Origin of the sequence: Dyella sp. A6, from assembly GCF_036320485.1 — a bacterium.
Classification (GTDB): Bacteria; Pseudomonadota; Gammaproteobacteria; order Xanthomonadales; family Rhodanobacteraceae; genus Rhodanobacter_A; species Rhodanobacter_A aluminiiresistens.
Genome location: NZ_CP132911.1, coordinates 364,712 through 378,286, shown reverse-complemented (window position 1 = coordinate 378,286; position 13,575 = coordinate 364,712). Strand labels below are relative to the sequence as shown.

Genomic DNA, 13,575 nt, shown 5'->3' with positions numbered 1-13,575 from the left:
ACCGTGATGCCCACCAGGGAGCATGCAACGCCGATGGCCACTGTCAGTCTCGAGAACCTGCGCAAGGTCTATCCCAACGGCCATGTCGCGGTCGCCGATGCCAGCTTCGATATCGACGACGGCGAACTGCTGGTACTGGTGGGACCGTCGGGCTGCGGCAAGACCACCCTGCTGCGCATGATCGCGGGGCTGGAAACCATCACCGCCGGCACGCTGAGCATCGGCGGACAGGTGATGAACGACGTGCCGCCGAAGGACCGCGATATCGCGATGGTCTTCCAGAACTACGCGCTCTATCCGCACATGACGGTGGCCGAGAACATGGGCTTCGGCCTGCACCTGCGCGGCATGCCCAGGGCGGACATCGCGCGGCGCGTGGACGAAGTGGCGCGCCTGCTGGAGCTGGAACACAAGCTGGCCGCGCGCCCAGCGGCGCTGTCCGGCGGACAGCGTCAGCGCGTGGCGCTGGGCCGTGCGATGGTGCGCCAGCCCGCGGTGTTCCTGCTCGACGAACCGCTGTCGAATCTCGATGCGCGCCTGCGTCTGTCGACGCGGGTCGAAATCGCACGCCTGCATCGTCGCTTCGGCAGCACCACCATCTACGTCACCCATGACCAGGTCGAGGCGATGACGCTGGGACAGCGCATCGTGGTGTTCGACAACGGCGAGATCCAGCAGATCGACACGCCGATGAACCTCTACGAGCGCCCTGCCAACCTGTTTGTCGCGGGCTTCCTGGGCAGCCCGGCGATGAACCTGCTGCACGGCACCCTGCACCACGACGACGGACTCACCCTGGCCACCGCCGCAGGCAGCATCCGGCTCGGCCTGCCGCCACAACACGCTGCACTGGAACGCTGGCACGACCGCCAGGTGGTGGTCGGCATCCGCCCGGAAGACCTGCGCCTGCTGGCCGGCGACGATCCCGGCATGGCGCTCGCGGCGCGCCTGGAGGTGGTCGAACCGGTGGGCAACGAAGTGTTTCTCAACCTGCGCCATGGCGAACTCGCGCTGGTCGCGCGCACCCCGCCCGGCACGGCCTGCGCCGCCTGCGACACGGTGCGGCTGGGTCTCGATCCGCAGCGTCTGCATTTCTTCGACCCGCACGACGGGACGCGCATCGGCTGAGGCCACGCTGCGGCAGGCATCGCTCACCGGCACGGCCCTGTTCATCCCTTCACGCTCCCCAGCAGCAGGCCGTCGAGGTACTGCCGCTGCATGGCCAGGAACAAGGCCAGCACCGGCAGCACGGTGAGTACCGAACCGGCCATCATCTGCTCGGTCCCCTCGGTGTGCTCGCGCGCCATCGAGGCCAGCCCCAGCGGCAACGTGTAATGCCCCTGGTCGGTCAGCTCGATCAGCGGCCACATGAAGTCGTTCCACGCCGTGAGGAAGGTGAGGATCGCCAGCGTCGCCACCACCGGTCGCAGCAGCGGAAGCACGATGCGCATGAAGATGTAGAGCTCGCTGGCACCATCGATGCGCGCGGCTTCCAGCAGCTCGTCGGGCAGGCCGCGCGCGTACTGGCGCACCAGGAAGATACCGAGCACCGAAGCCATGCCGGGCAGCACCACGCCAACATAGCTGTCGACCAGGCCGGTGTACTTGAACATCAGGAACAGCGGCAGCATCGCCACCTGTGCCGGCACCACCAGCAGGCCCAGCAGCACGCGGAACAGGCGTTCGCGTCCGGCGAAGCGCAGCTTGGCGAAGGCATAGCCGGCCAGCAGGTTGAACACCAGCGAGAGCAGCGTGATCGTGCCGGCGATCAGCAGGCTGTTGGCCAGATAACTGCCCATGCCCGCCTGCCCGAACAGCCGGCGATAGTTGTCCAGCGTGGGATGCGATGGCCACAGCGGCGGCGGCAGCGCGTTGGACGTGCCCGCCGGCATGAACGACACCGCCAGCATCCACAGCAGCGGGAACAACGCCACCGCCGCCGCCCCGAGCAGCAGGCCGTTGACCAGTGCCCTGGCCAGCCGGGGATTCATGCCGCCTCCCTGCGCCGCGCCAGCCGCAGCATCGCCGCGGTCACCGCGAACATCACCATGAACAACACGAAGGCCTCGGCCGAGGCCGTGCCCAGGTTCCACCACTTGAAGCCGTCTTCGTACATCAGGTAGAGCACGCTGGTGGTGCTCTGCAGCGGGCCGCCCTCGGTCATCACGTAGGGCTCGGCGAACAACTGGAAATAGCCCGACACGGTGAGGATCGCCACCATCAGCAGGGTCGGTCCCAGCATCGGCAGGGTGACATGACGGAACTGCCGCCAGGTCGAGGCGCCGTCGATGCGCGCCGCCTCGTAAAGCTCCAGCGGCACCGCCTGCAAGCCGGCCAGGAAGATGATCATGTTGTAGCCGAAGTTCTTCCACACCGCGAACAGGATGATCGTGGGCATGGCCCAGTGCGGGTCGCCCAGCCAGTTCACCGGATGGATGCCGAGCATGCCCAGCAGATGGTTGGCCCAGCCATACTTGGTGTTGAACAGGTAGCGCCACACCACCGCCATCGCCACCGCGGTGGTGACCACTGGCGCGAACAGCGCCGTGCGGAAGAACGGCTTGAAGCGTGCCAGCCGCGAATGCAGCAGCAACGCCGCGCCCAGCGATGCCGCCATCGAAAGGGGCACGCCGACCACCACGAAATAGAAGGTGTGTCCCAGCGCGGCCCAGAACAGCGGCCGGTGCAGCAGCGCCCAGTAGTTGCCCAGCGCCACGAAACGCAGGTTGTGCAGGTTGGCCAGCGCGTACAGGTCGTAGTCGGTGAAGCTGAGCAGCAGCGCGCCCAGCACGGGCAACAGGAAGAACACCCCGAGCACCAGCAGCGCCGGTGCCAGGAACAGCCAGGCCGCGCGCGAGGCGTTCATCGGCGTGCCTCCGCGTGATCGAGCATCCAGCGCCGCTTGGCCAGAATGCGGTCGGCACGGCGATCCATCTCGGCCGCCGCCTGGTCCACCGTCAGCTCCCCGGCCACGGCGCGTGCCGCGACCTGCTGCATCATGTCGGCGATGCGCTCCCACTCGGGTACCGCGGGCGTGGGCTTCACCCGCTCCAGTTGCTCGCGGAACGCCCGCAGCTTCGGATCGCCGCCGAGCAACGGACTGTTCCAGCTACTGCGTCGCGGCGGCATGTCGCCGGTGAGCCGGTAGAAGTGCTGCTGCACCTGCGCCCGCGACAGGTAGTCGATCAGCGCCCAGGCCGCGCGCTGGTGCCGCGAGGCACGGAACACCACCAGGCTGGCGCCACCGGCCAGGCCGGCGCCGGGGCCGTCCGGTCCGGGCAGCGGCGCGGTTGACCAGTCGTCCTGCTCATCCGCCGGCAGGCGCTTGCGGAACTCGGCGATGTTCCACGGCCCGGACAGGTAGAACGCATACACGCCGCGCCCGAACTCCTCCCATGGGTTGGTCACTTCCACATTGGTGACATCCGGCGCCTGGTGCAGGCGGAAGGTGTCTACGTAGAAGCGCAGCGCCCGCTTGAACCCGGCGCTTTCGAAATTGCCGTAGCGGTTGCCGTCACGCAGCAGCGGCTCGGGCTCCTGCAGCGCCAGCGAAAGCAGCTGGTCGTACTCGTTGGTCGGCATCAGGATGCCGTAGATCTTGCGGCGCGGATGACTCAGCGCAGCCAGCATGCGGCGCCACTGGGCCCAGCTCTGCGGTGGTGCGTCGAAGCCCGCCTTGCGCAGCAGGTCGGTACGGTAGAACAGCAGCCGCGTATCGATGTACCAGGGGATGCCGTAGAGCTGGCCGTCGATGACATTGGTCGACCAGATGCTGCCGAAATAGTCCGACGGCTTCACCGTCGACGAAGCGTCGACACGTTGCTGCAACGGTACCAGCGCGTGCAGCGCCACCAGTTCCGGCAGCCAGGTATTGCCCAGCTGCGCCATGTCCGGCACGGTACCGCCGGCGATCGCGGTGAGCAGCTTCTGGTGGGCGGCGCTCAGCGGCAGCTGCTGCACCTCGACATGGATGTCCGGGTGCGTCCGCTCGAACGCGGGCAGCAGCCGGATGACCGCATCACCCTCGGGACCGAAGGTCCAGAACACCAGCGTATGCGTGTCGCTGCCGCGGGCGGCGCAGCCGGCCAGCCACAGCGATGCAAACGCCAGCATCAGCACGTGCTTCATGCCGACTGGCAAGCTGCCGACTGCGCCCGTTCCGTGCCTGTCACGACCGCGCACTGCCGGAATGGCTCCCCCGCCAAAGCGGGGATGCCGGATACCGGCCAGTGCGCGCGTGATCATGCTCATTCGGGCTCCGCAGCGTGCTCCATCAGCGTGGCGTCAACCATCCACCGGTGAAGCCCGCACGTTCCAGGCCACGACGGATGTACGGGTTCTTCTTCATCACGTTCCAGACAAAGCCGCTGCGCCAGTTCTCGATCATCAGCAGGATCGGGCCCTGGTCGATACCCAGCTGCTGGGTGTCGGCCCAGCCGAAACCGGGATAGGTGCGGCCGCTTTTCGGGGTGCCGTGGAAGCTCGGGTTGAAGGCATCGACGAAGCCGTAGCGGTCGTAGATGTAGCGGCCGTAGCGCTGCTTCATGGTCATCAGCGCCGGCACCACGATCGTCGGCGCGAAAGCGATGGAGCCACCTGCCGCGGTCGGCGCGATGGTGCCGTCGTCGTGGACGTCGCCCAGCCCCGCACCGCGCGCCATGTAGCCGTGGAAATGGCGTTCGCCCTGCGCCGACGGCAGGCTCACGTCACCCGGCCCGTCGCTCGCGGTCAGCCCCCACATATCCGGTCCATAGCCGGTCCAGTGGCCCGGATTGGCAATGGCGTAGGCGCGCTGCGCATACGTGGCGCGCCGGCCGTTCTCGGCGTAATCCAGGCCATGCGCACGGCTCCATGCGTCGCGTATGCCGTGAAAATCCACCCACGATTCGGTGTACTGGTGACCGAACAGCGGGCCGAAGTTGAGCAGGGTGTAGCCCTCGAACGTGCCCCACTGCTTCGGATAGGTCGAGCACCAGGCAGCCCATGCGTCGCTGCCGACCGGATGGGTGGGCGAACCCAGCGCCAGGATGTAGACCAGCTTGCCCTCGTCGTAGCCTTTCCAGTCGGCCGGGATGAACTTGCCGCCCGGCGTCCAGCCCATGCTGATCAGCGGCTTGCGCGCCTGCATCCAGGGCCAGTCGACGGCCCGGTAGAGCTGGTCGGCCAGCTGGCGGATCTCGCGTTCCTTCGGCGTATCGCGGTCGTAGTAACTCTGTGCGAACAGCACGCCGCCCATCAGCAGGGTGGTGTCCACGCTGGACAGCTCGACCCAGCGCGCATCGCGGCGGCCACTGCGCATGTCGAGGAAGTGATAGAAGAAGCCGTGGTAACCGGTGGCTTCGTCCTCGCTGGCATTCTGCGGGGCATCGCTGAAGAAGCGCAGCGTCGCCAGCGTGCGATCGACCGCCTGCGCGCGCGTGATGTAGCCACGTTCCACGCCGATGCCATAGCCGGTCAACGCAAAGCCGACCGCGGCGATGCTGGAAAACGACTTGCCGGGGAAATGATCGGGAACCAGCCCGGTCTTCGGATCGGCGCTGTCCCAGAACCAGTCGAAGGTACGGCGCTCAAGGTCGTTGATGAAGGCCTTGTCCTGCCCGGGCAGGGTGGCATAGCTGCCCGACCACCCGGCCGGCATCTTCACGTCGGCCGGGCTCGACGGCGCGGCGCCGGCCGTCGTCGTGACCGCGGCGGCGGCAACCGCCAGCAGGATGGGAAAAACACGTTGACGCACGTTCGAAAGGCTCACTGATCGGTTACTCGGAAATAGCTTCGTTGCTCGGGAAAGTGTCGGCGCCGCCATCCCTCCGGCGCCGGAGGAATCATGCAGCCGGGTCGGCGGCGCAGTAGCGTGCGATGAACGCCTCATGCGGCGGCATCGCGTCCACGCAGTGCGCGATCACCTTGCCCACGCCGGCGACGAAGGCACCCAGTTCGTGCTCGGGCATCTGGTCGACCAGCGGGTGATAGCTGTGCGGCTGGATGCCCTGCCCCAGCATCACCTGCACCCAGCTGACCTGGGCGAACATCTCCTCGCCTTCGCGGAAGAAGCGCCCGCTGTCGCGGAACAGTTCGATGTTTGCGCGCAGCGTGTCGGGAATGGCCATCGTGCGGCACTGGTTCCAGAACGCCGTGTCGTCGCGTCGCGTGGCGTAGTAATGCAGGATCAGGAAATCGCGGATGCGCTCGTACTCGAAGCGAGTCTGCGCGTTGTAGCGCTCCGCCACCACTTCGCTGAAACCCGCCCGCGGAAACAGGTTGAGCAGACGCGCGATGCCCGACTGGATCAGATAGATGCCGGTCGATTCCAGCGGCTCCATGAAACCGGCCGCCAGCCCCAGCGCCACCACGTTGCGATACCAGGTCCTGCGGCGCATGCCGGTGTTGAAGCGCAGCAGCCGCGGTTCGCCCAGTGCGCGCCCGTCCAGGTTGGCCAGCAGCGTCGCCGCGGCCTCGTCATCGCCCACATGGGCGCTGGAATAGACGTAGCCGTTGCCGGTGCGGTGCTGCAGCGGAATCCGCCACTGCCAGCCGGCCGTCCGCGCGGTGGAACGGGTGAACGGCGCGGGCGGCCCGTGTCGCTCGCTGGGCACCGCCAGCGCACGATCGCACGGCAGCCACTGCGTATAGCTTTCGTAGCCCGCGTGCAGCGCCTGCTCGATCAGCAGGCCGCGAAACCCGGAGCAGTCGATAAACAGGTCGCCCTCGACACGCTGACCATCCGCCAGCGTGACCGCCTCGACGAAACCGTCGTCGGGGCGCAGCTCCACCTGCTCGACCCGCCCCTCGATCCGCCGCACGCCGCGTTGCTCGGCGTACTGGCGCAGGTAGGCGGCATACAGGCCGGCGTCGAAATGGTAGGCGTAGGCGATGTCGGCGAGCGGCGACTGCGGCGGCACGTCGGTGGCCGAGGCCATGAACTTGCCCTGCGGCGCGGCCACGGTGTTCAGCGAGTAGGCGCCGATCTCGTCGGCCAGGCCATGCTGGCGCGCCTTCAGCCAGAACTGATGGAACGGCAACAGGCTGACGTCGTGCCCTATCTTGCCGAAACCATGGATGTATGAATCGCCCAGCTGGCCCCAGTCGTTGAACTGGATGCCCAGCTTGAACGTGCCCTGCGTCCGTTTGACGAATTCGATCTCGTCGATCTCGAGCAGGTTGTTGAACAGTTTCAGGTGCGGCACGGTGGCCTCACCCACACCAACGGTACCGATTTCCTCCGATTCCACCAGCTGCACCGTGTAACCGGGACCCAGCACCTTGGCCATGGCCGCAGCCGCCATCCAGCCGGCCGTGCCGCCGCCGACGATGACGATGCGCTTGACGGTTTGCTCATTCATGGCAGGCACTGTGTCGACGGCTGGTTGCAGGTAAACGAGGCACACCAGGCGGCATCCGCCATCACGGATGCCGCCCGGGATCGCCGCCAATGGCGGCGATCGGCCTCCGGGGGGAAATCAGAAGCTCATGCCCACACTAAGCCTGACCGTGCGTGGATAGCCGGTGATGTCGCCCGTCGGGTTGTAGATCACCGGCGTCCGGTTCAGCACGCCGTTGGAGCCGAAGCTCTGCAGGTACCCGACATAGTTGTTCCAGTTGAACGCGTTGATCACGTCCAGACGCGCGTAGGCGTTCAGGCCGCCCCAGACGCGGAAGTTCTTGGTCGCCTGGAAATCGAAATCGCGGTAACCGAAGATCTTGCCGCCGATCAGGAAGCGGCCGTTGCCCGGCGGTGCGATCGAGTACGACTGGCAGCCACCACCGTTGGTGCGACCCTGGTCGACATTGGTCGGCGTCAGGCCATAGCACGCCAGGCCAAGATCCGGAATTGGCGTGGCCAGGGTCAGCTTGGCGCCGAACACCAGGCCCCACGGACCATCCAGGCTGCCGGTCGCTACCAGCCGGTGCTTGGAGACGCCGGACCGGGTGTAGGGGTAGTTGCCGATGGTCGCGAAGTCGAATGCGTACTGGTCGGTCGGATCGTTGTTGTCGTTGTTCTGCCACGCATCCGAATAGGTATAGGCGATGGTCGCGCCCCAGTGCGATTCGTGCGTGTACGGTTTGTCGACCTCGATCAGGACCTGCTTGGTATGAGTCTGCAGGCCGTTGTTGCCGATGATCAGGCTACCGAAGCCCGGCACGCCATCGCCCCAGGGCTGGCTGCCCTTCTGCCAGAACGCACCGTCCGGATAACGATTGCCCAAGGTGTAGACCAGACCGTTGTGGCTGCGGATATCGACCAGCGAAACGCTGGTGTTCCACTCGCCCACCCGGTTGCGCATGCCGATGCTGAACTGATCGGAATACGGCGCCTTCAGGTTGTTGTTGACGAGATCGATTTCCTTGCCCGCCGTGCTGCCGGCAACCAGCGCCTGCAACGCGCTGATGTTGAGGTACTTCGGATCCCAGGTCAGGCAGGTCGAGCTCGACGTGCAGGGTTCCATCGGCGTGTTGAAGTACAGCGTCGGCTGCGACAGCACCGACTTGGTCTGCTCCACCTGCAGCGACTCGTACAGGTTACGGTCGTAGGAACGGCCGTAACCGCCGAAGATCACGTGATCCTGGTCACCGTTGATGTCGTACGAGAAGCCCAGTCGCGGCTGCCATTCGTTCTTGGGTGCATGGCGGTTGTGGCCGGTGCTGATGTAGTCGTTGACGTTCACGCCGCCCTTGGCCAGGGACTGCGCATAGGTCTGGCCTGCCGGCGCCTTCGGGTCCTGCGAGTTGAGTGCAGCAACCACATTGGCCGGGGTGACGTAGTTGAGGTACGACGGCGTCTCTTCGTAATCCCAGCGCACACCGAGGTTCAGGGTCAGGTGTTCGTTGACCGCCCAGTCATCCTGCACGTACATGCCGAACTGCTTGTCGGAGCTGGTTGCAACCGGGCTGAGGCCGGGCACCGGCGAGCCGAACTGCACCTTGTACGGGATCGATTCGGTGCCACTGGTGGGCGACACCGCATAGCTGAACAATGCGTTGGCATCGCCCGCGTCCTGCGCCAGCAACTTCACCGCCTTGTATTTCACGCCCATCTTCACGACATGGTCGCCATGCCATTCGAAGTCGTTGAAGGTGAGGTCGTCCTGGATCGCCGGACCCTTCTGCCCCTTGTTCTGCTGCGCCAGCGGCGAGTTGCCGGTCTGCAGGATCACCTGGTTCTGGTTGCTGGCCGGCGTGTATGCGGCACCGGCACCAAACGTGGCCGGGGTGGGCGAGAAGAACGCGTTCTCGTAGGTCACCTGCAGGCGGTTGAACCAGCTGTAGGCGCTGTGATCCCAGCGGATGTCGAAGCGCTTGTCGGTATTGATGGTGTTGAGCGCGGCCGTAGCCGCCGTCACGCCACCGACGCCGCCGATGGACGTCTCATGACGGTACTTGCCGCTGAACTCGAAGCGATCGCGGTCGGTCGGCTCGTAGTCGATCTTGCCGAACCAGTCATTCTCCTTGAACGACAGGTTGGTCGGGCCGAACAGGCTCTGCACACTGGCCGGAAGCTGGCTGACATAAGCGGTATCGACACCTGGCACCACCGTGGTCGGCGTATTGAATTCCTTGCCTTCGTAGGTGATGAAGAAGTGCGCCTTGTCCTTGATGATCGGACCGCCGAGGTCGAAGCCGTAGTCTTTCTCGTGCGAGGGCGTCTTCTTGCCCGCGGCCTGTTCGGCCGGCGTTTCGGCGCGCATGCGGGTGTTGGTGTAGTCACCGAACACGTCACCGTGGAACTGGTTGGTGCCTGACTTGGTCTGGGCAACGACCGCGGCGCTGGAAATCTGGTCGTACTCGGCCTTGTAGTTCGACGTGATGACCTTGTATTCGCCGATCGCCAGCTGCGGGAACGGATTGCCCTGGCTGGCGTTCTGCCCGGTGATACCGCCCGGCAGCACGTAGTTCTTCTGGCCGACGCCGTCGATGTACACGTTGATCGCCGAGCTCGCCTGCGCGCCCGAACGAAGGCTGGTGTTGCCGTTGGCGTCGCGGGTGAACACCATGCCCGGCACCGTGTCGGCGAACTCGAGGAAGTTGCGCGAGGCTTCCGGAGTGGTGTTGATCTGGTGCAGCGAAACTGTCTGGCCGACCTCGGACGTCTTCACGTCCTGCAGCGTGGTGGCGTTGACCGTCACCGCGCCGAGATTGGTGGCACTGGCGGCGGCAGCGACCGTCGCGGCTTTCTGCAGGTCCAGGGTCGCGGTCGAGGCGACCGTCAACGTGACCGTGTGCTGCGTGCCCGGGCCGGCATCGACCTGATAGGTACCCGGCGGCATGCCCACCAGGGCATAGCTGCCGTCCTTGTCCGAACGCGTGACGCGCACCGCACCGGTGGCGACATTCTTCGCCGTGACGATCGCTTCGGCCGGCGCGTGACCACGCAGGGTGGCGTCTGCCGACTGCGCCCAGACCATCGTGGGCAGTGCTGCCGACATGGCGGCAACGACGGCGCCCGCGAGCAATCTTTTCTTGAAATGCTTCTGATGACTCATGATCTCCCCTCCACTCTCGCCAACGATTTGACGAACGGTGAAAACGTCTTGAATGTGATGACTACGGTCTCGCCCCGTTATGTGCCCCGCACGATTCACGCACGACGATGTCGCAGCCGAGCGTGTGTACCGAAGCCGCCGACTGTCCGGGGCGATCCATCAAGTCGGCAAGCATGTCCATGGCGTTCTTGCCCAGATCCGCGATGCGTACGCGCACAGTGCTGAGTGGTGGCGTGACGTAACGCGCGATGGGAATGTCGTCGAAACCGGCCAGGGCGATATCGCCCGGTACATCCAGGCCGGCCTCCTTGAAGGCCTGCAGGCAACCCACGGCCATCATGTCGTTGGCAGCGAACACCGCCTGCGGACGGGTCCGGGCCGCCAGCACTTCACGTCCGGCCAGGTAGCCGGACTTCTCGCTGAAGTCGCCCTTGATCACCCGCACCGCATTGCCGGGCATGAGCTCGCCCATCGCGGCGCGGAAGCCTTCGACGCGCTGGTGTGCGTCGTAGTTGTCCTTCGGGCCGGCAATGAAGGTGATCCGCTTGTGCCCAAGCCCGAGCAGGTGGCGCACCATGGCGTAGGTGCCCGCGAAATTGTCGATGTTCAGCACGGCATGCTCGGGGTTCTTCACCGCGCTGTTGAGCAGCACCGCCGGCAGGCCCTCGGGCAGGTTGGCTTTCAGGAACGCCTCGTCGACCCGCGACGACAGGATCACGATGCCGTCGACCCGTCCCTGCATGGCACGCAGTGCCGCTGCCGCATCGGCCACGCCGTCGTGCGAGCTGGACACCAGCAGGTGCAGGCCGCGCGACCGCGCTTCCAGATCGATGCCGCGAATCAGTTCCGAGAAGAATTCACCGTGCAGATCGGGCAACAGCGCACCGATGGTGTGCGTGCGCCGGGTGATCAGGCTGCGGGCAGCTCCGTGCGGTACGTAGCGCAGGCGCGAAGCCGCCTCGCGGATGCGTTTTTCGGTGGCCGGGGTCACGCCCCCGGTGCCGTTGAGGGCGCGCGACACCGAGGCCACCGATACCTTGGCCTCCCGTGCTACATCCTTGATGGTTGTCGTCACGCCTACCCTCCCCTTGCCGATATCGGACCCATGCCAGGTCCGAAGCGGGGCAGAACGTAAACGTTTTCATGAGAGCTTGTAAAGAGTGTGTGCAACACCGTCATGCTGCATCGCAATGTGTTTTCGTCGCACGCATTCGGCACGATCCGGCACACCGCATGGAAACAGGGAATGGCGCGCAGAAAATCGAAGGTCCGCACATGCTGCAGCGCGATATATCGCGCTTCGCGAGGCGCAACGGAATTAACGAATCGGGGTCCCGAAACGCAGTTTTTTCAGGAAACGATTTCGTCCATGACCTGTGCAGGCCGCGTTCCGCTGGCGCACAGGACAAGCGCAGTGCGCCGCCCGCACCTCCCGCGCACGGACTCCCACCGAAGGAATGCCGGGGCGCCGACCGACATCACGGCGCCCCTGGATGAAGACTGCGCGTGGCTCAGGATCGACGCAGATGGCGCAGGTGGCGCCACACGTACCACGCCGCGAGCAGCAGCAGCACCGCGACAATCGCACCGTCGAAGCGGTGGAAATACACGCCCAGCGTGTTCCAGTGCTGACCCAGCCGCAGCCCGATCCAGGCCAGCCCCCAGCACCAGATCAGCGAGCCGAGGAAGGTATACAGGCTGAAGCGCCACAGCGGCATGCGGGCTACACCGGCCGGAAAGGCGATGAAGGTACGCACCACCGGCAACAGGCGGCCAACGAAGATGGTGATTTCACCGTGCCGCTGGAACCAGCGGTCGGCCAGGTCGAGGTCGTGGCTCGAGATCAGCACGTACTTGCCGTAGCGCTCGATCAGCGGCCGGCCGCCCCACGCACCGACCGCATAGGCCACCCAGGAACCCAGCACACAACCGACCGCACCGGCCACCGCCACCAGCCACAGCACCAGCGTGCCCTTGTAGACCAGGTAGCCGGAGAACGGCATGATGACTTCGGACGGCAACGGAATGCAGGCGCTCTCGATGCCCATCAACAGCGCAATGCCCGCATACTGCATGCGCGAGATCACCGCGATCACGAAGCCTGCGATCAGGCCGATCAACTTTTCAAGCATGAAACACGTGCTCCAGCATGGCGGACTGGCACCATGGTAATGCCTGGGCTGGCGCCTGGCATGCCGCCACGGTTCCAGCTTGTGGCGACACGGCAACCCAAGTGATTCAGCGCACCACCAGCACCGGCACCAGGCAACGGCGGATCAGGCCGGTCAGCGTGCTGCCGACCAGCAGTTCGCGGATGCGCGAGTGCCCGTACGCGCCGGCCACCAGCAGATCGATCGACTGCCGCTGGACATAATCGGCCAGCACCTCCTCGGCATGGCCGGGAATGATCTCGGTGCGGAAACTGACATCGGCTGCTTCCAGCAGGGCGCGCGCCCAGTCCATGTGCACAGTGGCCGCGCGGTCCTCGTTGGCAACCATCAGTAGATGACACTCCAGCCCCGCCAGCAACGGGCTGCGCGCCACCCATTCGACCGCGCGGCGCGCGCTCGGACTGCCGTCGAAGGCCACCAGCACGCGCTGTACCGGACGGAATGCGCGCGAAGCGATCAGCAGCGGCCGTGTCGAGGCGCGCAGCATGCGCTCCATCGTGCTGCCCAGGTGCAGGCGGGCGAAGTCGGCATGCTCGCCACGCTTGCCGAGCACCAGCACGTCATGCTCCGGCTGTTCGCCTTCGATCACGTCGACCAGGTGGCCGTGGCGCAGCCGTGCGTGCACCTGCGCAATGCCGCGTCCGCGCAGATCGGCTGCCGCCGCATCCAGCAGCTGGTGCCCGTGCTGCAGCGCCAGGCTCCCGCGCTGCTCGTCCAGCCGCGCCAGCTCGGCAAGCAGCGACTGGTCGTCGTCCATGCCGATGCTGCCGCTGAGGTCGACCGGCGGACGCGCGGGCTGGCGCTCGATCGCGTGCAGCAGTTCCACGCCACCCTGAAGCCGTGCCGCGGCCCATGCGCCATGGTCGAGCACGCTGCGGGTGTAGGTCGAATCGTCGATACAGACAAGCAGTGTCGTCATGCGCGGT

Annotated in this window: 10 protein-coding genes; 1 reads left to right on the top strand and 9 read right to left on the bottom strand. The window is 65.8% G+C overall.

Features of this window, described 5'->3' with window-relative positions:
* The first annotated feature begins 33 nt into the window (after window positions 1–33).
* On the top strand, window positions 34–1,128 hold the full coding sequence (locus tag RA164_RS01485) for an ABC transporter ATP-binding protein (RefSeq protein ID WP_329742214.1): 1,095 nt from the start codon (window positions 34–36) through the stop codon (window positions 1,126–1,128).
* Between the two features lie 41 nt (window positions 1,129–1,169).
* Here RA164_RS01485 and RA164_RS01480 read toward each other — a convergent pair whose 3' ends face one another.
* From RA164_RS01480 to RA164_RS01440, 9 genes are all read right to left on the bottom strand, one after another.
* Window positions 1,170–1,991 (bottom strand): carbohydrate ABC transporter permease, encoded by an 822-nt coding sequence (locus RA164_RS01480; RefSeq protein ID WP_329742213.1) that lies wholly within the window; start codon window positions 1,989–1,991, stop codon window positions 1,170–1,172.
* Window positions 1,988–2,866 (bottom strand): carbohydrate ABC transporter permease, encoded by an 879-nt coding sequence (locus RA164_RS01475; RefSeq protein WP_329742212.1) that lies wholly within the window; start codon window positions 2,864–2,866, stop codon window positions 1,988–1,990. Before RA164_RS01475 ends, RA164_RS01480 begins: the two co-directional genes overlap by 4 nt.
* The gene (locus RA164_RS01470; protein WP_412731082.1) at window positions 2,863–4,113 is read right to left on the bottom strand and encodes a sugar ABC transporter substrate-binding protein; all 1,251 of its coding nucleotides are present in this window, start codon (window positions 4,111–4,113) and stop codon (window positions 2,863–2,865) included. Before RA164_RS01470 ends, RA164_RS01475 begins: the two co-directional genes overlap by 4 nt.
* Window positions 4,114–4,273: 160 nt before the next feature.
* Complete coding sequence (locus RA164_RS01465; protein WP_329742210.1) at window positions 4,274–5,734, bottom strand: glucoamylase family protein; 1,461 nt, start codon at window positions 5,732–5,734, stop codon at window positions 4,274–4,276.
* Between the two features lie 88 nt (window positions 5,735–5,822).
* Window positions 5,823–7,340 (bottom strand): tryptophan halogenase family protein, encoded by a 1,518-nt coding sequence (locus RA164_RS01460; protein WP_329742209.1) that lies wholly within the window; start codon window positions 7,338–7,340, stop codon window positions 5,823–5,825.
* 117 nt (window positions 7,341–7,457) lie between these two features.
* Window positions 7,458–10,478, bottom strand: coding sequence for a TonB-dependent receptor (locus tag RA164_RS01455; RefSeq protein ID WP_329742208.1), 3,021 nt, complete (start codon window positions 10,476–10,478; stop codon window positions 7,458–7,460).
* A gap of 61 nt (window positions 10,479–10,539) precedes the next feature.
* Complete coding sequence (locus RA164_RS01450; RefSeq protein WP_329742207.1) at window positions 10,540–11,553, bottom strand: LacI family DNA-binding transcriptional regulator; 1,014 nt, start codon at window positions 11,551–11,553, stop codon at window positions 10,540–10,542.
* A 436-nt stretch (window positions 11,554–11,989) separates the two neighbouring features.
* Window positions 11,990–12,610 carry a DedA family protein gene (locus RA164_RS01445; protein WP_329742206.1) on the bottom strand — a complete coding sequence of 207 codons (621 nt, stop codon included), beginning with the start codon at window positions 12,608–12,610 and terminating at the stop codon, window positions 11,990–11,992.
* A gap of 106 nt (window positions 12,611–12,716) precedes the next feature.
* On the bottom strand, window positions 12,717–13,568 hold the full coding sequence (locus RA164_RS01440) for a universal stress protein (protein ID WP_329742205.1): 852 nt from the start codon (window positions 13,566–13,568) through the stop codon (window positions 12,717–12,719).
* Window positions 13,569–13,575: the final 7 nt, after the last annotated feature.

Coding starts and splice junctions, on each gene's coding strand:
- RA164_RS01460 (WP_329742209.1), bottom strand. CDS start 7,340: ATGAATGAGCAAACCGTCAAGCGCATCGTCATCGTCGGCGGCGGCACG.
- RA164_RS01475 (WP_329742212.1), bottom strand. CDS start 2,866: ATGAACGCCTCGCGCGCGGCCTGGCTGTTCCTGGCACCGGCGCTGCTG.
- RA164_RS01455 (WP_329742208.1), bottom strand. CDS start 10,478: ATGAGTCATCAGAAGCATTTCAAGAAAAGATTGCTCGCGGGCGCCGTC.
- RA164_RS01445 (WP_329742206.1), bottom strand. CDS start 12,610: ATGCTTGAAAAGTTGATCGGCCTGATCGCAGGCTTCGTGATCGCGGTG.
- RA164_RS01480 (WP_329742213.1), bottom strand. CDS start 1,991: ATGAATCCCCGGCTGGCCAGGGCACTGGTCAACGGCCTGCTGCTCGGG.
- RA164_RS01470 (WP_412731082.1), bottom strand. CDS start 4,113: ATGCTGGCGTTTGCATCGCTGTGGCTGGCCGGCTGCGCCGCCCGCGGC.
- RA164_RS01440 (WP_329742205.1), bottom strand. CDS start 13,568: ATGACGACACTGCTTGTCTGTATCGACGATTCGACCTACACCCGCAGC.
- RA164_RS01485 (WP_329742214.1), top strand. CDS start 34: ATGGCCACTGTCAGTCTCGAGAACCTGCGCAAGGTCTATCCCAACGGC.